A 21,342-nucleotide genomic window follows, 5' to 3' on the forward strand; every position below is an offset into this window, starting at 1 on the left:
TTCGCCGTACGGCGAACCGTTACAGCCAGCCCGCGAACTCCAGGTTGACCTCGCCCATCTGCCGCCGCCCCTCGGCCAGCGCGCGCGTCCCCGACTCGACCGCCCGGAACAGCGTCCAGCCGTGCAGCCGCGACTGGTCCACCTCCAGCGACTCCGCCAGCCTTTTGACCCGCCGCCGCGCCGTCACCGGGCCGCCGGGCGAGGCGATCAGATCCTCCGCCCGGTCCCGCACCAGCCGCGCCAGGTCGTAGGCGCGCTCGCCCACCAGCGGCTCCGGACCCACCGTCAGCCAGGGGGCGCGCTCGCCGGAGAGCACCTTGCTCTGGCGGAAGTTGCCGTGCAGGAGCAGGAGTTCGGGGGAGCCCTCGACCAGTTCCGTACGGGCCGCGAGGGCCGCGTCCACCAGCGGGGCGAGCTCCGGATCGGCCGCGGCGGCCGCCCGCATGCCCTCGCTCTGCCGCCCGGTCCGCTCGGCCACGGTCTCGAACGGGTGCCCGGCTGGCGGCTCCACCCAGAGCCGCCGGACGGTGCCCGCCGCCTCCAGGAGCGCCTTGGCCTCCGGCAGCGAGCGCAGCGACACCTCATGGTGCAGCCGCTCCAGCAGTAGTGCCCCCGACGCCTCGGACTCCGGCGCGTCCAGCAGCTTCACCGCGCCCCAGCCGTTCCAGTGCGCCAGCGCCGCCCGCTCCTGCTCCGGTTCGGCGCGCGGCGGGGCGATCTTCAGCGCGGCCGGGGTCCCGTCGGCCTGCCGGACCAGGAGCACCAGGGCGCTGCGCCCGCCGGGGGCGGCCACCCGCTCCACGGCGAGGTCCGGCCCGGCGGCGTCGACCGCCTGTTCGGTGAGCGTGGGGAGGCGGTCCAGCCAGTCGGCCGCCGCGCCGTCCCCGTACATCTCGCCGAGCGCGCGCACCAGGCGCTGCGGCGGTTCGAAACCCATACGTCCGTTGTTCCCTTTCCGTCCTTCGTCAGCCCTCGGGGGTGTCCGCTCCCGCGGCCTCCACCGGCTCCGTCCTCTCGGCCGGACCGGCGCCCGGGGCCCGCTCGGCGAGCCCCGGAAAGGCTACGTTGCCGCCCCGCCAGCGGGCCGCCCGCACGGCGGCCTCCCGCAGTGCGCCCGCCGCGTCGGCGCGCGCGGGCCCTTCGGTGGCCCGTACGAGATCGGAGTAGACGCCCGCCACCCGGTCCTCCAGGACGGCGGCGAGGCGCAGTGCCGACGCGGTGTCGGTAACCGCGAAGGGCAGAGCGTACGCGGCGTCGGCGGCCACCGGCGCACCGCCCAGGTCACGCACGGTGCGCATGAGCGCGTCCCGGCGCGCGCGGTGCCCGTCGTACGCCGCGCTCGCCTCGGTGCGCCGCTTCCCGGCGATCCGGCCGCCGAGCACGCCGTACCCGTAGACGGCCGCGTGTTCGGCGGCCAGCGCGGTCTGCGAGGCGATGAGGGCGGGGGAGGGGGCTTCGTCCTCGGCGGGAAGGGTCATGACGCGGTCTCCTTGGCCAGCTCGGTCAGCAGGTACGCGTGGACCGCCGCGGCCGCCGCCACCGAGGCGAGCAGCCGGGCCAGCTCCGGTTCCGCGGTGAGCAGGGCCTCGGCGTGCGCGTCGGCCCTGCGGCGCTCGGCGGCGGCCAGCTCCTTCACCGCGGCCTTCGCGTCGGCGGAGACGGGACCGGGTGCGGGCGGGGCCGCGGCCTTCCGGCCCCTCACCGCCAAGGCCTTGGCGTGCTCCCGTACGGCGGTCCGCAGGGGTGCCAGGCCCTCCGCGAGCGCCGGATGGGCCTCGGCGGCCAGGTCGTAGTGGGCGAGCGTCAGGGCGGCCGTGCGCGCCGCCGCCGTACGCAGCGCCTTCTCCACCCGGACGGCTTCGGCCTCGGTACGGACGGGCCCGCTACGGCCCTCGGTCTCCTCGTCGCCCCCGCAGCCGGTCAGCACCGCACCCAGTGCGAAAGCCCCCGTCGCGGTGAGCGCCCCCCTGCGGGTCGTCCCCGTGCGCCGCACGTTTCTCCTTCGGGCCGGGACCGATCCTGACAGGATCTGTCCTGAACTGATCACCGCAGGCGAGCGTACCCGCGGTGACAGGGCAGGCGGACGGCAACACCCCTGGCGACCGGATACCCTTTGACCTGACACACCACGATCCCCACAACAGCACACGCGGCCGAGGAGTCACCCGGATGAGCACCACCCAGAGCGAGAGGCTGCGCGGGTTGCTGGAACCGCTCGTCAGCGCGCAGCAGCTGGACCTCGAGGAGATCGAGGTGTCCCGGGCCGGCCGACGTGGAGTGCTGCGGGTCATCGTGGACTCCGACGAGGGCGTGGAGCTGGACACCTGCGCGGAGCTGAGCCGCGCGATCTCCGAGAAGCTGGACGAGACCGACGTGATGGGCGAGGGCGAGTACGTCCTCGAAGTCAGCTCCCCGGGCGCCGAGCGCCCGCTCTCCGAGCCCCGCCACTACGTACGCGCAACCGGCCGGCTGGCCCGCTTCCACCTCGCCGCCGACGGCTCCGGTGAGCTGGTCGCCCGCATCCTCGCCGTGGACGAGGACGGGCTGGACCTCGAAGTGCCCGGCGTCAAGGGCCGCAAGCCCACGTCCCGCCGCCTCGCCTTCGACGAGATCGCCAAGGCGCGCGTGGAGATCGAATTCAACCGCAAGGACAAGAAGGAAGAGGAGGCGTAGCCGTGGACATCGATGTGAAGCTTCTGAAGGGCTTGGCGCAGGACAAGGAGATCCCCTTCGACGTGCTCGTCGGGGCGATCGAGTCGGCCCTCCTCATCGCGTACCACCGCACCGACGGCAGCCACCGCCGGGCGCGTGTCGAACTGGACGCGAACGGCCACGTCACCGTGTGGGCCAAGGAGGACCCGGCCGACCTCGAAGAGGGCCAGGAGCCCAAGGAGTTCGACGACACCCCCTCCGGGTTCGGCCGGATCGCCGCGACCACGGCCAAGCAGGTCATCCTGCAGCGGCTGCGCGACGCCGAGGACGACAAGACCTTCGGGGAGTACGCCGGCCACGAGGGCGATGTCGTCACGGGCGTCGTGCAGCAGGGCAAGGACCCCAAGAACGTCCTGGTCGACATCGGCAAGCTGGAAGCCATCCTGCCGGTGCAGGAGCAGGTCCCGGGCGAGGAGTACACCCACGGCCTGCGCCTGCGTACGTACGTCGTACGGGTCGCCAAGGGCGTCCGCGGCCCGTCGGTGACGCTCTCGCGCACCCACCCGAACCTGGTGAAGAAGCTCTTCGCGCTGGAGGTCCCGGAGATCGCGGACGGCTCCGTGGTCATCGAGGCCATCGCCCGCGAGGCCGGCCACCGCACCAAGATCGCCGTGCGCTCCACCCGCGCCGGTCTGAACCCCAAGGGCGCCTGCATCGGCCCGATGGGCAGCCGTGTGCGCAATGTCATGGCCGAGCTGCACGGCGAGAAGATCGACATCGTGGACTGGTCGGACGACCCGGCCGAGATGGTCGCCAACGCGCTCTCGCCCGCCCGGGTGAGCAAGGTCGAGGTCGTCGACCTCGGCGCCCGCTCCGCCCGTGTCACCGTGCCGGACTACCAGCTCTCGCTGGCGATCGGCAAGGAGGGCCAGAACGCCCGCCTCGCCGCCCGCCTCACCGGCTGGCGCATCGACATCCGTCCCGACACCGAGACGGACGAGGAGCGGGAGAACGCCGACCGCGAGCGGGCCGAGCGGGCTCGGGAGCGCTCGGAAAGGCGTTGACCCGGAGCCGCTCCAGGGAATAGATCTTGGCCGTACGCCGCTGAGATCACGACAACATCCGTTCGATTTTTGCCCCAAAGGGGTGAGGTCGGTGCGGGGAGGTAGACTTAAACGTGTCTGGCCGGACGCAAGCTGGCGCTTGCCCCGAGCGAACCTGTGTGGGATGCCGGGAGCGAGTGGCCAAGAGCGAGCTGCTGCGCATCGTGGTGGACGAGGGCGCCTGCGCCCCTGATCCACGCGGTACGCTGCCCGGCCGGGGTGCTTACGTGCACCCCACCTCTGTCTGTCTCGACCTGGCGGTTCGCCGCCGGGCTTTCCCCCGGGCCTTCAAGGCCAAGGGGCCGTTCGACACCGCGGCGCTCACGCGGTTCGTCGAGCGGGTGACACCGTAAGAGCGGGTGACACCGCAAGAAAGCACGTGAACGGCACGGGACCCCGTGCGGTCAGGTACCTCGCGAGTTGGAAGTAGGTCGAGATTGCGATGAGCACTCGATGAGTACGCGATGAGTACGCCCATGAAGTAGCGACGGTCCGGCGGTAACCCGGACCTAAAAGGAGCGAAGTGGCTAAGGTCCGGGTATACGAACTCGCCAAGGAGTTCGGCGTCGAGAGCAAGGTCGTCATGGCCAAGCTCCAAGAACTCGGTGAATTCGTCCGTTCGGCGTCCTCGACGATCGAGGCGCCGGTTGTACGCAAGTTGACCGACGCACTGCAGGGGCCCGGCGGCAACGCCGGCAAGTCCGCTGCCAAGCCTGGCGCGCCCCGCAAGGCGACGCCCGCGAAGCCCGCAGCGCCCTCCCCGGCCGCTGCGGCACGTCCCGCTGCCCCGAAGCCCGGCGTACCGGCTGCCAAGCCGGCCGCTGCCGAGGCCCCGGAGACCAGCACCCCCGCGGCGCCTTCCGCGCCGTCGGCGGGCCCCCGTCCGGGCCCGAAGCCCGCGCCGAAGGCGGCCCCGGTGACGCCGGTCCCGGCCGCCGAGTTCTCGGCACCGGCTCCGGCCCAGCCGGCCGCCCCCCAGCAGCCCCAGGCCCCGCGTCCCGCGGCCTCCCCGGGACCGCGTCCTGCCGGTGGCCCGGCCCGTCCGGCTCCGGCCGGCGGTCAGCGTGACGGTGGCGCCCGCGACGGTGGCCAGCGTGACGGCGGCCGTGGCGGCGAGCGTGGCGGAGACCGCCCCGCACGTCCCGCCGGCCAGGGCGCCCCGCGCCCCGGCGGCGCCCGTCCGGCCGGTCCCCGTCCGGGCAACAACCCCTTCACCTCCGGCGGTTCCACCGGCATGGCGCGCCCCTCGGCGCCCCGTCCCGGCGGTGCCCCGCGCCCCGGTGGCGGCTCGGAGCGCCCCGGCGCCCCGCGTCCCCAGGGCGGCCCCGGCGGCGCCCCGCGCCCCCAGGGCGGTCAGGGTCAGGGCGGTGCCCGTCCCACTCCGGGCGGCATGCCCCGCCCGCAGTCCCCGCGTCCCGGCGGCGGTCCCGCCGGTAACCGTCCCAACCCGGGCATGATGCCGCAGCGTCCCGCTGCCGGCCCGCGTCCCGGTGGTGGCCCCGGCGGTGGCCGTGGTCCCGGTGCCGGCGGCGGTCGCCCCGGTGGCGGCGGTGCCGGTCGTCCCGGTGGCGGCGGCGGCTTCGCCGGTCGTCCCGGTGGCGGCGGTGGTGGCGGCTTCGCCGGCCGTCCGGCCGGTCCCGGTGGTGGCGGCGGCGGTGCCGGTCGTCCCGGTGGTGGTGGCGGCGGCTTCGGCGGTCGTCCCGGCTTCGGCGGTCGTCCGGGTGGTCCCGGTGGCCGTGGTGGCACGCAGGGTGCGTTCGGCCGTCCCGGCGGTCCGGCGCGTCGTGGCCGTAAGTCGAAGCGGCAGAGGCGCCAGGAGTACGAGGCCATGCAGGCCCCGTCCGTCGGCGGCGTCATGCTGCCTCGCGGCAACGGACAGGCCGTCCGGCTGTCGCGCGGTGCCTCGCTCACCGACTTCGCGGAGAAGATCAACGCCAACCCGGCGTCGCTCGTCGCCGTGATGATGAACCTCGGCGAGATGGTCACGGCGACGCAGTCCGTCTCCGACGAGACGCTCCGGCTTCTCGCGGACGAGATGAACTACGTCCTGGAGATCGTCAGCCCCGAGGAGGAGGACCGCGAGCTGCTCGAGTCCTTCGACATCGAGTTCGGCGAGGACGAGGGCGGCGAAGAGGCCCTGGTCTCCCGTCCGCCGGTCGTGACCGTCATGGGTCACGTCGACCACGGTAAGACCCGACTGCTGGACGCGATCCGCAAGACGAACGTCGTCGCGGGCGAGGCCGGCGGCATCACGCAGCACATCGGTGCGTACCAGGTCTCCTCCGAGGTCAACGGCGAGGACCGCAAGATCACCTTCATCGACACCCCGGGTCACGAGGCGTTCACCGCCATGCGTGCCCGTGGTGCGAAGTCGACCGACATCGCGATCCTCGTGGTGGCGGCCAACGACGGTGTGATGCCCCAGACGATCGAGGCGCTGAACCACGCCAAGGCGGCCGAGGTGCCGATCGTGGTCGCGGTCAACAAGATCGACGTCGAGGGTGCCGACCCGACCAAGGTGCGCGGTCAGCTCACCGAGTTCGGTCTGGTGGCCGAGGAGTACGGCGGCGACACCATGTTCGTCGACATCTCCGCCAAGCAGGGCCTCAACATCGAGGCGCTCCTGGAGGCCGTCGTCCTCACCGCCGACGCCTCGCTCGACCTGCGGGCCAACCCCGACCAGGACGCGCAGGGTATTGCGATCGAGTCCCACCTCGACCGCGGTCGCGGTGCCGTCTCGACCGTCCTGGTCCAGCGCGGAACGCTGCGCATCGGCGACACCATGGTCGTGGGCGACGCCTACGGCCGAGTCCGCGCCATGCTCGACGACAACGGTCAGAACGTGCAGGAAGCGGGTCCCTCGACCCCCGTCCTGGTCCTCGGTCTCACCAACGTCCCGGGCGCCGGCGACAACTTCCTGGTCGTCGACGAGGACCGTACGGCCCGTCAGATCGCCGAGAAGCGTGCCGCCCGCGAGCGCAACGCCAACTTCGCCCGCAAGGGTGTCCGGTTCTCCCTGGAGAACCTGGACGAGGCGCTCAAGGCCGGTCTGGTCCAGGAGCTCAACCTCATCATCAAGGGCGACGCGTCCGGTTCGGTGGAGGCTCTCGAGTCCTCGCTGCTCCAGCTCGACGTCGGTGAAGAGGTCGACATCCGGGTCCTGCACCGCGGTGTGGGTGCGGTCACCGAGTCGGACATCAACCTGGCGACGGGTTCCGACGCCATCGTGATCGGCTTCAACGTGCGCGCCGCAGGGCGTGCCGAGCAGATGGCCGAGCGCGAAGGCGTGGACGTCCGGTACTACTCGGTCATCTACCAGGCGATCGAAGAGATCGAAGCGGCCCTCAAGGGCATGCTCAAGCCGGAGTACGAAGAGGTCGAGCTCGGTACGGCGGAGATCCGCGAGATCTTCCGCTCGTCCAAGCTGGGCAACATCGCCGGTGTGCTGGTCCGCTCCGGCGAGGTCAAGCGCAACACCAAGGCGCGCCTGCTGCGCGATGGCAAGGTCATCGCGGAGAACCTCAACATCTCCGGTCTGCGCCGCTTCAAGGACGACGTCACCGAGATCCGCGAAGGCTTCGAGGGCGGTATCAACCTCGGAAACTTCAACGACATCAAGATCGACGACGTCATCGCGACGTACGAGATGCGCGAGAAGCCGCGAGGCTGATCCACCTCGGGTCCGCAAGGATCCGCAGGGAATTCGGAAGGGTTCCGGGAGTCCGCTCCCGGGCCCCTTCCACCACGGTCGGGGCCGGTCGACGGGTCGTATTTCCGTCGATCGGCCCCGGCCGTTCCGGTACGGTTCTGATGTCCCCGCCAAGCTCTGGCAGGGCACGAACCCGAACCGGCGGGACATCCGGACACACATGTATGTGGGGACCCTGTCCTTCGATCTGCTCCTCGGCGACGTACGGTCGTTGAAGGAGAAACGCTCCGTCGTCCGTCCGATCGTCGCCGAACTCCAGCGCAAGTACGCGGTGAGTGCGGCGGAGACCGGCGGGCAGGATCTCCACCGCAGGGCCGAGATCGGCCTCGCCGTGGTCTCCGGTGACACCGGACACCTGACGGACGTGCTGGACCGGTGCGAGCGGCTGGTGGCCGCCCGCCCCGAGGTGGAGCTGCTCTCGGTGAGACGGCGGCTGCACAGTGACGAAGACTGACACGCAAGCCAAATCAGAAGGAAGAGTGACGGACCGGTGACCGACAACGCGCGGGCCCGCAAGCTGGCCGATCGCATCCAGGTCGTGGTCGCGGAGACCCTGGACCGGCGAATCAAGGATCCGCGGCTGGGATTCGTGACGATCACGGACGCCCGGGTCACCGGCGACCTGCGGGAGGCCACGGTCTTCTACACGGTCTACGGCGACGACGAGGAGCGCGCGGCCTCCGCCGCGGCGCTGGAGAGCGCCAAGGGCGTCCTCCGCTCCGAGGTCGGCCGGCAGACCGGGGTCCGGTTCACGCCGAGCCTGGCCTTCGTCCCCGACGCCCTCCCGGACAACGCCCGCACCATCGAGGACCTCCTCGACAAGGCGCGCGCCAAGGACGCCGAGGTGCGCGAGGTCTCCACGGGCGCCAAGTACGCCGGTGAGGCCGACCCGTACCGCAAGCCCGAGGACGACGAGGACGAGGCTTCCTCCGGCGAGAACGAGGGCCCGACCTCCGCATGACCGAGCAGACCACCACGCCGGACGGACTTGTCATCGTCGACAAGCCGTCCGGCTTCACTTCGCACGACGTCGTGGCCAAGATGCGCGGCATCGCCCGCACCCGCCGCGTCGGCCACGCCGGAACCCTCGACCCGATGGCGACCGGAGTCCTCGTGCTCGGCGTCCAGCGGGCCACCAAGCTGCTCGGCCACCTCGCGCTGACGGAGAAGGAGTACCTGGGCACGATCCGGCTCGGCCAGGACACCGTCACCGACGACGCCGAGGGCGAGATCACCTCCTCCACCGACGCGTCCGGCGTGACCCGCGAGGGCATCGACGCCGGGGTGGCGGCCCTGACCGGCGCGATCATGCAGGTCCCGTCCAAGGTCAGCGCCATCAAGATCGACGGCAAGCGGTCCTACGCGCGGGTGCGCGGCGGCGAGGAGTTCGAGATCCCGGCCCGCCCGGTGACCGTCTCCTCCTTCCGCGTCTACGACGTCCGCGAGGCCGTCGCCGAGGACGGCACCCCGGTCATGGACCTGGTCGTCTCCGTCGTCTGCTCCTCGGGGACGTACATCCGCGCACTGGCCCGGGACCTCGGCGCCGGGCTCGGCGTCGGCGGCCACCTGACGGCCCTGCGCCGCACCCGGGTCGGCCCGTACGGACTGGACGCGGCCCGGACCCTGGACCAGCACCAGGAGCAGCTGACGGTGATGCCCGTCGCCGACGCGGCCGCCTCCGCCTTCCGCCGCTGGGACGTCGACGAGAAGCGCGCCAAGCTGCTCCTCAACGGCGTACGGCTGGACATGCCCGCGTACCCGCCGGGGCCGGTCGCGGTCTTCGGGCCCGACGGGACGTTCCTCGTGCTCGTGGAGGAGGAGAAGGGCAAGGCCAAGAGTCTCGCCGTCTTCGCCTGAGCTCTTGCCCCGACCTTCCGGTCGATGTGTCGATGTGTGGAGCGGGCACCACCCCCCCCACCCGGTGCCCGCTCCACGTTCCCCGCCCCGGGACCATCTCTGCTCCGCCAGGACACGGCTATTCACCCCATCGGACGGGCGCTCGGAGTGAATACCGGGGGCGTGGGGGGCGCGTTGCCCGTCCACGCGCTTCTGGAGATCAGCGGCGGCCTACCGTCGGACCATGGGCAGTGGGGACCGGTCGACGCTGGTGAGAATCTGTGATCAGGCCGGCCGGCCGCGGGGGACGGGCTTCGTCGCGGACGACCGCGGCACGGTCGTCACCGCCCACCAGGCCACCGCCGCCCCCGGCCCGTACCTCCTCCACGGCACCGACGGCCGCACCTGTTCCGTCGGCCCCGACGACATCACCGCCCTCCCCGCCCTCGGCCTCGCCCTCCTGCGTACGGGAGGCTCCGGGACGCTCGACGTGGAGCCGCTGCCCATCGCCGTACGGGAGCGGATCGAGCCCGGCAGTTACGTCGGGATCGCCGCCCACGGCCGCCGTGAGGCCCGCGTCCTCGGCACCGCCCCCGCCACCTACACCGCCCCGGACGGCTGCGGCCACCCCGTCCCGGCCGCCCTGGAGCTGGCCCTCGGCACCGACGGCCGCGACGCCCTGCGCTCCGGCGGCGCGGCGATCGGCGGACCGGTCACCGACCCGGCCACGGGCGCGGTCCTCGGCCTCCTGTGCACCGCCCTCACCACCCCGTACGAGGCCGCCGGGCTCGCCCTGCCCCTCCCGCGCGGCGCCGACGCCGCCCTCGACGCCCTCCTCGTACGGAACGCCGCCGCCGCCCCCGCCTACGGCCCCGACCTCAACCTCGCCGGCGCCCTCCAGCTCACCGCCACCTCCGTCGGCTCGGCGGACGGGCCCAAGGCGCGCACCGCCCCGGTCGAGCGCGAGGACATCCACGCGGAGTTCGCCGCCTTCGCCACCGGTACGGGCACGGTCCTCGGCCTCGTCGGCGCCCCCGGCACCGGCCGCACCACCGAGCTCGCCGCCCTCGCCGCCCGCCGGGCCGACGGCGCGGCACCCGCCCCCACGCTCTGGCTGCGCGGCGCCGACCTGCTCGCCGACGACACCTCGGTCGCCGACGCGGCCGACCGTACGCTGATCCGCTCGGCCCGCATCGTCGCTGCGGCCGGGGCCCTCGGCGACATGGCCACGGCCACCGCCGAACGCATCGCCCGCCTCGCCGCCGACGCGGGCCACCCCCTCCTCGTCGTCCTGGACGGCCCCGAGGAGATGCCCCCGCTGTTGGCCCACCGGCTCGCCGAGTGGACGGCGAACACCGCCGGCTGGCTGCGCGAGCACGGCGTCCGGCTCGTCGTCGCCTGCCGCCCCGAGCACTGGGAGACGGCGGGCGCCCTCTACCCGCCCGGCGCCCTGCACCGCCCCCACCGCCCCGCCCGGGCGCTGCCCCCGTCCCTGCGCCTGGCCGACCTCAGCCCCGGCCAGGCCGACCGGGCCAAGGAGCGCCTCGGCATCCCGCCGCACGCCCTCGCGCCCGGCCACGACCGGCACCCGCTCACCCTGCGGCTCCTCGCCGAGGTCCGCGCGGCCCTGCCGCCCGGCGTCCCGGGCCGCCCCGACACCGAGGACGTCTTCGGCGCCCACCTGGACCTCATGTGCGTGCGCGTCGCCGTCCGGATCGCGGCCGCCGCCGACGAGCAGCCCCGGGGCACCGCCGTAAGCCGGCTGGCCGCCCGGGTGGCGGGCCAGGTCCACGAGGCGGCCCGGCGGTGTCTGGGCCCGGGGCAGGGGGAGCTGGACCGGGAGGCGTTCGAGGAGGTCTTCCCCTGGCGCACGGGGTGGGCGTCGGCCGTGCTGGCGGAGGGGCTCCTCGTGCCCGCCGGGGCCGGTTACCGCTTCGCCCACGAGGAGCTGGGCGACTGGGTCCAGGGCGCCCATCTGGACCTGGACGCGGCGCTGTGCTCGCTGGTGCACCGCTGGCACCGGGGGAGCGGGGCGGAGGTGCGCGTGCCGAGCGGCCCGGCCGAGGGGGAGCCGCGCTCCCTGCCCGTGCCCCGGCACCGGATCGGGCCGGTGATCCAGGCGATGGTGCTCCTCGGCCGCCGCCAGGGGACCGCCGCGCTGGCGCACCGGATGGCCGACCTGATCGAGGCGCTGGACCGGCTGTGGGCGGAGGAAGGGCCGCACGACGACGCCTCTCGCCGCGGCCGCGACCACGATGCCTCTCACCGCCCACGCGACGAGGACGCCGCCTGGTGGGCGGCCCACCTCCTCGGCGGCAGCCTGCTCCGGGTGCCCGACGCCCGCCCGTACCTCGGCGTCCTGCGGGTCCTCGCCGGGCGCATCACCCGCCGCTCGGCCGCCGCCGCCGGGGGACCGGCGGGCCCGGGGGCGTACGGCGAGTTCGGCCCCTGGTTCTGGCGGCGGCTCCGGCTGCCCGAGGAGGACCGGATCGACCTCCTGCGCCGCCTCGTCCCCGCCGACGGGGTGCCCCGCACCGACGGCGACGAGCGGTACCTGGACGCCGTCGCCCGCCGCCTCACGCTCAACGCCCCCGTCGTCCTGCCGCTGCTCTGCCGTTGGTTCACCGACGAGCGCCCGCTGCTGATCGGCGGCCCCGACGCGCCGGACGAGGGCCTGCGCCCCACCGTGGCCGCCGCCGCCCAGGCCCTGCTCCACGCCCGCCGCGACCTGGCCGTCGACGACCTGACCGACGCGCTGGTCGCCACCCCGCACACCCGGGCCGGGGAGCTGCTCGCCGCCCTCGCCGAGGACGAGCCCACCGCGCTCTGCCGGGCCGTCGAGCGGTGGGCCCGCGACGAGGACCGTCCGGCCCGCCGCTCCGCCGCCGCGCGGTACGCGGGACTCCTCCAGCCCCGCATCACCGCCGACGGCGACCGGGCCCTGCTCCGCTCGGCCGCCGCGATCCTTCTGGACCGCCCCGATGACGCCGGCCTCCACGCCGCCGCCCTCACCCTCCTCGTCCGGGACCCGAAGAGCCGGGGCCGCCACCTCCCGCAGGCGCTGCGCCTCTTCGCGCACGGCGACCCCCGCCTCCCCGTGGAGCTGCTCGCCGAGGTCTTCCCCCTCCACCCCGAGCCGGTCCTCGCCGCCCTCCGCGCCCGCCTGGCCCGCCCCGGCGACGGCGCGGCGGCGGTCCTGCGGGCGCTGGCCGGGCTCGACACGCCCGCGCTCGCGCTGCACGTCGCCGGGCTCGTACGCGAGTACATCGACGCCCACCCCGAGGACGGCACCCACGCCGCCGAGTACGTGGACCTCCGCCTCGAACACGGCCCCGCCGCCCGCGCCCTGCTCCTCCCCCTGGTCACCGGGCTGCTGCGGGACCGCCCCGCCCCGCCACCGGTCCGCGCCGCACTGGCCCGGGTCCTCGCCGGGGCCGGGTCCACCGCGTCCCGGCCGCTGCGGGCCGAGCTGCTGGAGGTCCTGCTGGAGTTCGAGCAGACCACCGGACGGGACCCCGACGTCCTGGACGCCCTCCTCCAGGCCGCGGCGGCGGGAGCGGGGGGCCGCCCCGAGATCCGTACGCGCGCCCTCGTCCACCGCACCGGCATGCTCCTCGTCCGTACCCCCGAGGGCGCCGCCCGCTTCGACCGCCGCCTCGTCGAGCTGGCCCGGGACGTGCCCGGATTCGCCGCCCTCGTCATCCGCTGGCTCGCCGACGCCCCGCAGGAGTGGGCGGCCGTGGTGGGACCCAGCGCCCGGCGCACGGTGGAGGCGTTGGAGACATCACGCCGGGCGATGCCGATGCCGATGCAGGCGGCGGGGCGTGAGCATGGCAGTCTTAGACCTGCGTAATCGACATACATACACACGTACACAGGTTCGGGCGAGGAGCGGTCACAGTGCAGCGCTGGCGTGGCTTGGAGGACATCCCCCAGGACTGGGGACGCAGCGTCGTCACCATCGGCTCCTACGACGGCGTGCACCGCGGACACCAGTTGATCATCGGCCGGGCCGTCGAGCGCGCCCGCGAGCTGGGCGTTCCGTCCGTCGTCGTCACCTTCGACCCGCACCCCAGCGAGGTCGTCCGCCCCGGCAGCCACCCGCCGCTGCTCGCCCCGCACCACCGGCGCGCCGAACTCATGGCGGAGCTGGGCGTGGACGCGGTGCTGATCCTGCCGTTCACCGCGGAGTTCTCGAAGCTGTCGCCCGCCGACTTCATCGTGAAGGTCCTCGTCGACAAGCTGCACGCCAAGGCCGTCATCGAGGGCCCGAACTTCCGCTTCGGCCACAAGGCCGCCGGGAACGTGGCCTTCCTGACCGAGCTGGGCGCCACCTACGACTACACCGTCGAGGTCATCGACCTGTTCGTGACCGGTGAGGCGGGCGGCGGCCAGCCGTTCTCCTCCACCCTGACCCGCCGCCTCGTCTCCGAGGGCGATGTCGCCGGCGCCGCCGAGATCCTCGGCCGCCCGCACCGCGTCGAGGGCATCGTGGTCCGCGGCGCACAGCGCGGCCGCGAACTGGGCTTCCCTACGGCCAACGTGGAGACCCTCCCGCACACCGCGATCCCCGCCGACGGCGTCTACGCGGGCTGGCTGGAGGTGGCGGGCGAGTCGATGCCCGCCGCGATCTCGGTCGGCACCAACCCGCAGTTCGACGGCACCGAGCGGACGGTCGAGGCGTACGCGATCGACCGCGTCGGCCTGGACCTGTACGGGCTGCACGTGGCCGTCGACTTCCTCGCGTACGTACGCGGCATGCTGAAGTTCGACACGATCGACGACCTCCTGGTGGCGATGGCCGCCGACGTGAAGCGGTGCAGCGAGCTGATCGCCGCGTACGACCGCACCCACTGACGTACGCCGGGGGCGTGCGTCCCGCCCGGGGACGACGGATGCTGACAGGGTGCGCGATATCCTGCCCGACCTCCGTGCCCGGTGCGCCGACGGCGTCCCCCTCGCCCTGGCGACCGTCGTCGCCGTGCACGGCAGCGCGCCCCGCGACCCGGGCGCCGTCATGGCCGTCGACGCGGCGGGCGCGGTCCTTGGCAGCGTCTCGGGGGGCTGCGTCGAGGGCGATCTGTACGAGGTGGCCCGCGAGGTGCTCGCCGGGGCGGGGCCGCGCGTGGTGTCGTACGGGATCAGCGACGACGAGGCGTTCGGCATCGGGCTGACGTGCGGCGGGACCATCGAGGTGCTGGTGCGCGCGTACGTGTCGGAAGCCGAGCTGGCCGGTCTCGCGGCGCTGCTGGACCTGATCGCCGCCGACGTGCCGGTCGCGGAGGCCACGGTCCTGTCCGGCGGCGCGGCCGGGACCGGCGCCCGCCTGGTCGTCCGCGCCACCGACGTAAACGGCACGCTCGGTACGGAGGGGCTGGACGCGGCCGTCACGGACGACGCCCGCGGGCTGCTGGAACAGGGCCTCACCGGCATCCAGTGGTACGGGGCGCACGGCCAGCGCCGGATGGCGGAGGTCGCGGTCTTCGTCCGGTCCCACACCCCGCCGCCCCGCATGCTCGTCTTCGGCGCCATCGACCACGCGGCGGCCACCGCCCGCATCGGCTCGTTCCTCGGCTACCGGGTCACCGTCTGCGACGCCCGCCCCGCCTTCGCCACCCGGGAACGCTTCCCCACGGCCGACGAGGTGGTCCGCGCCTGGCCGCACGACTATCTGGCGGCGACCGAGGTCGACGCCCGTACGGTGATCTGCGTCCTCACCCACGACCCGAAGTTCGATGTGCCGCTGCTGGTCGCCGCGTTGCGCACACCGGCCGCGTACATCGGGGTCATGGGCAGCCGCCGCACCCACCACGACCGGCTGGCCCGGCTGCGCGAGGCCGGGGTGGACGAGGCGGCACTCGCCCGCCTCGCCTCACCCGTGGGCCTCGACCTCGGAGCCCGTACGCCGGAGGAGACGGCGGTCTCCATCGCCGCCGAGATCATCCAGCACCGCTGGGGCGGGACGGGGCGCCCGCTCGGCGAACTGACGGGGGCCATCCACCACGGCGTCACGCCTCAGCTGTATTGATCACGAGCGGTGTCAGCGCCGCACGCCGCCGCCCAGTGGCACGCCACCTGGGTCTCCGCCCCGCCGTTCAGCACCGGCAGATCCACCGTGCGGCATGCCTCCGCCACCCCCGCCCGCTCCGCCTCGCCCGAGGCGAGGACCTGGCAGCGGACGTGGAAGCGGCAGCCGGAGGGGACCTTCGAGGGGTCCGGGGGCTCGCCGGTCAGGACGACCGGTTCGCCCTCCGCCTCCGGGAGGACGGACAACAAGGCCCGGGTGTACGGGTGTTGCGGCGCCGTGAGGAGCTGCTCGACCGGGCCCGTCTCGACGATCCGGCCGAGGTACATGACCGCCACCCGGTCCGCGATGTTCCAGGCGAGCCCCAGGTCATGGGTGACGACGAGTGCCGAGAGGCCCAGTTCGTCGCGGAGGCGCAGCAGGAGGGCCAGGATCTCGCCCCGTACCGAGGCGTCCAGCGAGGCCACCGGCTCGTCGGCCACGATCAGCTCCGGCTCCAGCACCAGCGCCCCCGCGATCACCACGCGCTGGCGCTGGCCGCCCGACAGCTCGTGCGGGTAGCGGAGGAAGAACCGCTCCGGGGGGCGCAGGCCGGCCCGGGAGAGGGCCTCCGAGACGGCCGCCCGCTCGTCCCCGGCGTACCCGTGGATGCGCAGGCCCTCGGCCACCGCGTCGTACACCGTGTGCCGGGGGTTGAGCGAGCCGCTGGGGTCCTGGAGCACCAGTTGCACGCGTTTCCGGTACGCCTTCAGTGCCCGGCCCGCGTAGTCCAGCGGGGCACCCGCGAAGGTGACCCGGCCGGCGGTGGGCGGGACCAGGCCGAGCAGGGAGCGGGCGAGCGTCGTCTTGCCGCATCCCGACTCTCCGACCAGCGCGACGATCTCGCCGGGCCGGATGTCGAGGTCGACGCCGTCCACCGCGTGGGCGGTGGCGGCCCCGCGCCGGCCCGGGAAGGTGATCTTCAGAGCCTCGGCGCTGAGGAGGGGGAGGTGGGGGGTGGTGCTGACGAGGGGGGCCGTGCTCATGAGGTGCTCCTCGATCGGTCCGAAGCGGGCGCGTCCACCAGCACGCAGGCCGCCCGCCGTTCGCCCCCGGCCTCCCGCAGCTCCTGGTCCTCGGTGGCGCAGGAGTCCAGCGCCACCGGGCAGCGCGGGTGGAACGTACAGCCGCCCGGCAGCGCCGCCGGGTCCGGCGGGTCGCCCGGCAGGCCGCGTGGGGCGCGCCGGGAGGTGAGGTCCCCGATCTTCGGGAAGGCGGCGGAGAGCGCCTTGCCGTACGGGTGGCGGGCCTCCGCGTAGACCTCCCGGGCCGGGCCCTCCTCGACGACCCGGCCCGCGTACATCACCGAGAGCCGGTCGCAGGTGTCGGCGAGCACCGCCAGGTCGTGGCTGATCATGATGAGCCCCACGTCCTGGTCGGCCACCAACTGCTCGATCAGGCGCAGGATCTGGGCCTGGATCATCACGTCCAGGGCCGTCGTCGGCTCGTCCGCGACGATCAGGCGCGGGTCGCAGGCCAGCGCCATCGCGATCATCACGCGCTGGCGCTGACCGCCGGACAGCTCGTGCGGGTAGGCCAGAGCGCGGGCGGCGGGCAGGCCCACCTGTTCCAGCAGTTCACCGGCGCGCTTGCGGGCGGCGGCCGGGGTGGCCTTGCTGTGCAGCAGAATCGGTTCGGCGATCTGGTCCCCGACCCGGTGGACCGCGTTGAGCGAGTGCATCGCGCCCTGGAAGACGATCGACGCGCCCGCCCAGCGGACCGCCCGCAGCCGCCCCCACTTCATGGTGAGGATGTCCTCGCCGTCGAGGAGGATCTCGCCGGTGAGCTTCGCCGATGCGGGCAGGAGCCGCAGCAGGGCGAGGGCCAGCGTGGACTTGCCGCAGCCGGACTCCCCGGCGATGCCGAGCTTCTGCCCGGCCTCGACCCGGAGATCGACGCCCCGTACGGCGGGGACGGTGCCTCCGTACGTCACCGTCAGGTTCCGCACCTCCAGGAGCGGTGGGTCACCGACGGGCTTCGAGAGGTCGGGCGAGGCGGACGGGTCAGGGTTCGTGGTGGTGGTTGTTGCCGTCAACGGGACACCCCCAGCTTGGGGTTGAGCACGGACTCGATGGCGCGGCCGCAGAGGGTGAAGGCGAGCGCGACCACGGCGATGGCGAGTCCGGGCGGGGCGAGGTACCACCAGTTGCCGGAGCTGACCGCGCCGGCCTCGCGGGCGTCCTGGAGCAGCCCGCCCCAGGAGACGATCGTCGGATCGCTGAGCCCGAGGAAGGCGAGGGTCGCTTCGGTGAGGATGGCGGTGGAGATCACCAGCGTGGTCTGGGCGAGCACCAGCGGCATGACGTTCGGCAGGACGTGGCGGGACATGATGTGGCCGTGTCCGCCGCCGAGCGCCCGCGAGCGTTCGATGTACGGGCGGGACTCGACGGAGAGCGTCTGCGCCCGGACCAGGCGGGCGGTGGTCGGCCAGGTCGTCACCCCGATCGCCAGGATCGTCGTCCAGATCGAACGGGAGAGGACCGTGGCCAGGGCGATGGCCAGAACCAGGGTCGGCATCACCAGGAACCAGTCGGTGACCCGCATGACGACGGTGGCGTACCAGCCCTTGAAGTGGCCCGCCGTGATCCCGATCAGCGTGCCGATCGCCACGGAGAGGAAGGCGGCCAGCAGGCCGACGGTGAGGGAGACGCGGGTGCCCCAGAGCATCAGGGCGAGCAGGCTGCGCCCGAACTGGTCGGTGCCGAGCGGGAATTCGTCGCTCGGCGTTTCCAACGGGCCGCCCGGCGCGTTGGTCACGCTCAGCGAGTCGGCTCCCACCAGCAGGGGCGCGGTCAGCGCGAGCAGGGCGATCACCGCCAGCACGGCGAGGCCGACGAGACCGGCGCGGTGCGTGCGGTACTGGCGCCAGAAGCGGAGGGCCGCCTGCCGTCGCCGGGCCCGCGCGAGGGCGCGCGGGCCCTCCGTCCGTACACCTTCGGGTTTGTCGGTCGTGACAGTCATCGGCCCACCCGGGGATCGAGCAGCGGATAGATCACATCGGCGAGCGTGTTCATCAGGATCACCGCGGAGGCGAAGACGAAGAACAGCGCCTGCACCAACGGCAGGTCGGGCACGCTCAGTGCCTGGTAGAAGAGGCCGCCGAGGCCCGGCCAGGAGAAGACCGTCTCCACGAGGATCGCCCCGGCCACCGTCGTACCGAGGTTGACGAAGAGCAGCGTCACCGTCGGCAGCATCGCGTTCGGCACGGCGTGCTTCCTTCGTACGAGATCGTCGCGCAGGCCCTTGGCGCGGGCGGTCGTGAGGTAGTCGCTGCCCATCTCGTCCAGCAGCGAGGAGCGCATCACCAGCAGCGTGCGCGCGTACTCCACCGCGACGAGCGTGATGACGGGCAGCACCATGTGGTGCGCGATGTCGAGGACGCGGTCGAAACCGGTGGTGGAGCCGGACTCCATGCCGCCGGTCGGGAAGAGCCCCGGGATCGGGCCGATACCGACCGACAGCGTGATGATGAGAAGCAGACCGAGCCAGAAGGACGGCACCGAGTACAGCGTCAGCGCGAACGCGGTGTTGGTCCGGTCCCCGGCGGAGCCGTTGCGCCAGGCGGAGCGGGCGCCCAGCCAGATGCCGAGCAGCGTGTAGATGACGAACGCCGTGCCGGTGAGCAGGAGCGTCGCGGGCAGCGCCTCGGCGATCTTGTCGATGACAGGGGCCCGGAACTGGTACGACGTACCGAAGTCGCCGGTCAGGGCCTTGCCGCAGTACTGGGTGAACTGCTGCCAGAGCGGGAGGTCGAGTCCGAACTCGCGGCGCATCGCCGCGATCTGTTCGGTCGACACCTGGCGGCCGCCGGTCATCTGCTTGACCGGGTCGCCCGGGATCAGCCGGAAGAGGAAGAAGCTGGTGACGAGGACGGCGAAGAGGGAGACGGCCGCCCCGGCCAGCTTGCCCGCCGCGTAGCGGAGGTAGGCGGCCGTCGAGCGGGAGCGCGGGGAGCGGGCCGACGGCCTGGCCGGAGCCGGGCCGCCGGATGCGGTGCTCTCCACGCCTGCCGCGCCTTTGACCAGCGCGGGAGTGGATTCTGAGCTCATGGACTATTCACGGTCTTCCGCGGTGGAGCGGCGACGCATGGCGAACAGCAGTCCGCCACCGGCGAGGACGACGACGGCGATCCCGACCCCGACGAGCACCCCGGTGGAGGACCCACCGGAGTCGGAGGAGGACGTCGAGGAGGCCCCTGCGGCAGGGACCGCCGACCACCAGCTCCAGTAGCCGTCCTGGCCGTAGATGTTGCCCGCGGCCGACGGCATGGTGGTGATGGACTCGATGTGGTCGGTGCGGTAGGCCTCGACGGCATTCGGGTACGCCATGACGTTCATGTACCCGGTGTCGTACAGCCGCGACTCCAGTTGCCGCACAAGATCCGCCCGCTTGGCGGGGTCGTACTCCGCCAGTTGCTTCTTGTAGAGCTCGTCGTACTGCTTGTCGCAGATGAAGTTGTCGGTCGCGGCCGACTCCTTCGCCTTGGACGGCAGCGCGGCGCAGGTGTGGATGGAAAGGACGAAGTCGGGGTCCGGGTTGACGGACCAGCCGTCGAAGGCGAGGTCGTACTCACCCGCGTACCAGGGGTCGGAGACGTTGTCGAGGCAGTCGACCTTCAGCCCGATGCCCTGCTCGCCCCACCACTCCTGGAGGTACTTGCCGATCGCCTTGTCGTTGGGGTCGGTGGCGTGGCAGAGGATACGGAAGTCCAGCGGCTTGCCGTCCTTGCCGACGCGCTTGCCCGCGCTGTTCTTCTCGTACCCGGCCTCGTCCAGCAGAGCGGCGGCCTTCGCCGGGTCGTAGGCGAGCTTCTGGCTGTCCGACGGCTTCCAGAAGTAGTCGGAGAAGCGCGGCGGGATGTACCCCTCGCCCTCGACGGCGTGGCCCTGGAAGACCTTGTCGATGATCGTCTTCCGGTCGACCGCCATGAACAGGGCGTGCCGTACCTTCTGGTCCAGCAGCGCCGGGTGGCCGTCGCCGAACTTCTTCCCGTCCTTGGTACGGGCTCCGGGGTTGACGGCGAGCGCGAAGAAGCGCCGGCCCGGGGCGTCGTTCACCTTGATGTCCGGGGCGTTCTCCAGCGAGGCGGACTGAGCGGGAGTCAGGCTGGGGCTGCCCGCGACGAAGGAGACCTCGCCCTTGCGCAGGGCGGCGACGGCCGCGTCCTGGTCCTTGTAGTAGCGGAAGACCAGCTCGTCGAACTTGGGCGAGCCGCGCCAGAAGTCCTTGTTGGCCTTGAGCTTCACGAAGCTGTCGACCTTGTAGTCCGTCAGGATGAACGGGCCGTTCCCCACGACGGGGAAGTCCTTGTCGTTGTTGAACTTGGCGAAGTCGTCGACCTTCTCCCAGACGTGCCGGGGCACGATCGGGACGTCCAGCGCGGCCATCGTGGCCTGCGGCTCCTTGAGCTGGATGACCAGCTTGTCCTTGCTCGGCGCGGTCACCTTCTCGAAGTTGCCGACGAAGCTGCCGTTGGAGGTGGCCGCGCCCTCGTCGGTCATCATCTTGTTGAACGTCCAGGCCGCGTCCTCGGCGGTGGCCTGCTGCCCGTCGGACCACTGCGAGTCCGACCGGATCGTGTACGTCCACGTCAGCTTGTCCGCCGACGGCTCCCAGGCCGTGGCCAGTCCCGGGATCGCCTTGTTGTCCTTGGCGTCGTAATTGGTCAGGTAGTCGTACATGAGCCGGTGGATGCTGGTGCTCAGCAGCCGCTGGGCGAGGAACGGGCTCAGCGAGTCGACGCTCTGCGCGACGGCGACCGTGAGCGTCGTCCTCCCGTCGTCGGCGCGGGCCTCGGAGGGCGCGGGCGCGAGCGGATTGCCCGGGACGACGGCCCCGGCGGTGAGGGCCAGGGCGGCCGCGCCCGAGGCCAGCAGGGTGCGTAGGCGCCTGCCGGGCCGGGGGGTGCGGGAGGAAACTCTTGTGACCATGGACGGGGACCTCGCGTCATCACTCGCTTGAGAAGGCGGGTTGATCTC

The 21,342-nt window shown here is 73.0% G+C and carries 18 protein-coding genes; 10 read left to right on the forward strand and 8 right to left on the reverse strand.

Going from position 1 to position 21,342, the window contains the following annotated elements; translation table 11 throughout:
* Positions 1-19: 19 nt before the first annotated feature.
* Genes ACFWRT_RS15395 through ACFWRT_RS15405 form a run of 3 tightly spaced genes read right to left on the reverse strand, consistent with a single transcriptional unit; the run spans position 20 to position 1,993 of the window.
* Positions 20-937, reverse strand: a complete 918-nt coding sequence (locus ACFWRT_RS15395) for an aminoglycoside phosphotransferase family protein (RefSeq protein ID WP_380951838.1) — start codon at positions 935-937, stop codon at positions 20-22.
* Between the two features lie 28 nt (positions 938-965).
* Positions 966-1,478 carry a ferritin-like domain-containing protein gene (locus ACFWRT_RS15400; protein WP_380951837.1) on the reverse strand — a complete coding sequence of 171 codons (513 nt, stop codon included), beginning with the start codon at positions 1,476-1,478 and terminating at the stop codon, positions 966-968.
* Positions 1,475-1,993, reverse strand: a complete 519-nt coding sequence (locus ACFWRT_RS15405) for a hypothetical protein (protein ID WP_380951836.1) — start codon at positions 1,991-1,993, stop codon at positions 1,475-1,477. The genes ACFWRT_RS15400 and ACFWRT_RS15405 overlap by 4 nt, the downstream gene beginning before the upstream one ends.
* A gap of 176 nt (positions 1,994-2,169) precedes the next feature.
* On the opposite strand from ACFWRT_RS15405, the gene rimP reads away from it, so the two are divergent.
* The 10 genes from rimP to ACFWRT_RS15455 all read left to right on the forward strand — a co-directional run bounded on the left by rimP (position 2,170) and on the right by ACFWRT_RS15455 (position 15,328).
* The gene (gene rimP / locus ACFWRT_RS15410) at positions 2,170-2,673 is read left to right on the forward strand and encodes a ribosome maturation factor RimP (RefSeq protein WP_030569388.1); all 504 of its coding nucleotides are present in this window, start codon (positions 2,170-2,172) and stop codon (positions 2,671-2,673) included.
* Positions 2,674-2,675: 2 nt separating this feature from the next.
* Positions 2,676-3,716, forward strand: a complete 1,041-nt coding sequence (nusA, locus tag ACFWRT_RS15415) for a transcription termination factor NusA (protein WP_317817094.1) — start codon at positions 2,676-2,678, stop codon at positions 3,714-3,716.
* A 113-nt stretch (positions 3,717-3,829) separates the two neighbouring features.
* Positions 3,830-4,108: a YlxR family protein gene (locus ACFWRT_RS15420; protein ID WP_237328206.1), complete on the forward strand. Its 279-nt coding sequence runs from the start codon at positions 3,830-3,832 to the stop codon at positions 4,106-4,108.
* A gap of 170 nt (positions 4,109-4,278) precedes the next feature.
* Positions 4,279-7,425 carry a translation initiation factor IF-2 gene (gene infB, locus ACFWRT_RS15425; RefSeq protein ID WP_380951835.1) on the forward strand — a complete coding sequence of 1,049 codons (3,147 nt, stop codon included), beginning with the start codon at positions 4,279-4,281 and terminating at the stop codon, positions 7,423-7,425.
* A gap of 199 nt (positions 7,426-7,624) precedes the next feature.
* Positions 7,625-7,918, forward strand: a complete 294-nt coding sequence (locus ACFWRT_RS15430) for a DUF503 domain-containing protein (RefSeq protein ID WP_015611818.1) — start codon at positions 7,625-7,627, stop codon at positions 7,916-7,918.
* Positions 7,919-7,954: 36 nt separating this feature from the next.
* Complete coding sequence (gene rbfA / locus ACFWRT_RS15435; RefSeq protein ID WP_380951834.1) at positions 7,955-8,425, forward strand: 30S ribosome-binding factor RbfA; 471 nt, start codon at positions 7,955-7,957, stop codon at positions 8,423-8,425.
* Complete coding sequence (gene truB / locus ACFWRT_RS15440) at positions 8,422-9,321, forward strand: tRNA pseudouridine(55) synthase TruB (protein ID WP_380951833.1); 900 nt, start codon at positions 8,422-8,424, stop codon at positions 9,319-9,321. Before rbfA ends, truB begins: the two co-directional genes overlap by 4 nt.
* Before the next feature lie 223 nt (positions 9,322-9,544).
* Positions 9,545-13,153: a serine protease gene (locus ACFWRT_RS15445; RefSeq protein WP_380951832.1), complete on the forward strand. Its 3,609-nt coding sequence runs from the start codon at positions 9,545-9,547 to the stop codon at positions 13,151-13,153.
* 47 nt (positions 13,154-13,200) lie between these two features.
* A complete protein-coding gene (locus tag ACFWRT_RS15450; RefSeq protein WP_380951831.1) occupies positions 13,201-14,157 on the forward strand; it encodes a bifunctional riboflavin kinase/FAD synthetase in 957 nt (318 codons plus the stop codon).
* A gap of 49 nt (positions 14,158-14,206) precedes the next feature.
* On the forward strand, positions 14,207-15,328 hold the full coding sequence (locus tag ACFWRT_RS15455) for an XdhC family protein (protein WP_380951830.1): 1,122 nt from the start codon (positions 14,207-14,209) through the stop codon (positions 15,326-15,328).
* Here ACFWRT_RS15455 and ACFWRT_RS15460 read toward each other — a convergent pair.
* The 5 genes from ACFWRT_RS15460 to ACFWRT_RS15480 are packed head-to-tail and all read right to left on the reverse strand — an operon-like array spanning position 15,316 to position 21,294.
* Positions 15,316-16,350, reverse strand: a complete 1,035-nt coding sequence (locus ACFWRT_RS15460; protein ID WP_380951829.1) for an oligopeptide/dipeptide ABC transporter ATP-binding protein — start codon at positions 16,348-16,350, stop codon at positions 15,316-15,318. The two genes, ACFWRT_RS15455 and ACFWRT_RS15460, sit on opposite strands and share 13 nt — an antisense overlap.
* Positions 16,347-17,399 (reverse strand): ABC transporter ATP-binding protein, encoded by a 1,053-nt coding sequence (locus ACFWRT_RS15465; RefSeq protein ID WP_380951827.1) that lies wholly within the window; start codon positions 17,397-17,399, stop codon positions 16,347-16,349. The genes ACFWRT_RS15460 and ACFWRT_RS15465 overlap by 4 nt, the downstream gene beginning before the upstream one ends.
* On the reverse strand, positions 17,396-18,325 hold the full coding sequence (locus ACFWRT_RS15470) for an ABC transporter permease (RefSeq protein WP_380951826.1): 930 nt from the start codon (positions 18,323-18,325) through the stop codon (positions 17,396-17,398). Before ACFWRT_RS15470 ends, ACFWRT_RS15465 begins: the two co-directional genes overlap by 4 nt.
* Positions 18,322-19,413, reverse strand: coding sequence for an ABC transporter permease (locus ACFWRT_RS15475; protein ID WP_380951825.1), 1,092 nt, complete (start codon positions 19,411-19,413; stop codon positions 18,322-18,324). Before ACFWRT_RS15475 ends, ACFWRT_RS15470 begins: the two co-directional genes overlap by 4 nt.
* Positions 19,414-19,416: 3 nt before the next feature.
* Entirely contained in the window at positions 19,417-21,294 is a 1,878-nt protein-coding gene (locus ACFWRT_RS15480; protein ID WP_380951824.1) for an ABC transporter substrate-binding protein, read from the reverse strand.
* Positions 21,295-21,342 lie beyond the last annotated feature (48 nt).

Origin of the sequence: Streptomyces cyaneofuscatus, from assembly GCF_042718795.1 — a bacterium.
GTDB lineage: Bacteria > Actinomycetota > Actinomycetes > Streptomycetales > Streptomycetaceae > Streptomyces > Streptomyces cyaneofuscatus_A.

What these genes read in the sequence shown, in the direction of transcription:
- ACFWRT_RS15395 (WP_380951838.1), bottom strand. Translation starts at nt 937, where the DNA reads ATGGGTTTCGAACCGCCGCAGCGCCTGGTGCGCGCGCTCGGCGAGATG.
- ACFWRT_RS15400 (WP_380951837.1), bottom strand. Translation starts at nt 1,478, where the DNA reads ATGACCCTTCCCGCCGAGGACGAAGCCCCCTCCCCCGCCCTCATCGCC.
- rimP (WP_030569388.1), top strand. Translation starts at nt 2,170, where the DNA reads ATGAGCACCACCCAGAGCGAGAGGCTGCGCGGGTTGCTGGAACCGCTC.
- ACFWRT_RS15430 (WP_015611818.1), top strand. Translation starts at nt 7,625, where the DNA reads ATGTATGTGGGGACCCTGTCCTTCGATCTGCTCCTCGGCGACGTACGG.
- truB (WP_380951833.1), top strand. Translation starts at nt 8,422, where the DNA reads ATGACCGAGCAGACCACCACGCCGGACGGACTTGTCATCGTCGACAAG.
- ACFWRT_RS15445 (WP_380951832.1), top strand. Translation starts at nt 9,545, where the DNA reads ATGGGCAGTGGGGACCGGTCGACGCTGGTGAGAATCTGTGATCAGGCC.
- ACFWRT_RS15460 (WP_380951829.1), bottom strand. Translation starts at nt 16,350, where the DNA reads ATGAGCACGGCCCCCCTCGTCAGCACCACCCCCCACCTCCCCCTCCTC.
- ACFWRT_RS15470 (WP_380951826.1), bottom strand. Translation starts at nt 18,325, where the DNA reads ATGACTGTCACGACCGACAAACCCGAAGGTGTACGGACGGAGGGCCCG.
- ACFWRT_RS15475 (WP_380951825.1), bottom strand. Translation starts at nt 19,413, where the DNA reads ATGAGCTCAGAATCCACTCCCGCGCTGGTCAAAGGCGCGGCAGGCGTG.
- ACFWRT_RS15480 (WP_380951824.1), bottom strand. Translation starts at nt 21,294, where the DNA reads ATGGTCACAAGAGTTTCCTCCCGCACCCCCCGGCCCGGCAGGCGCCTA.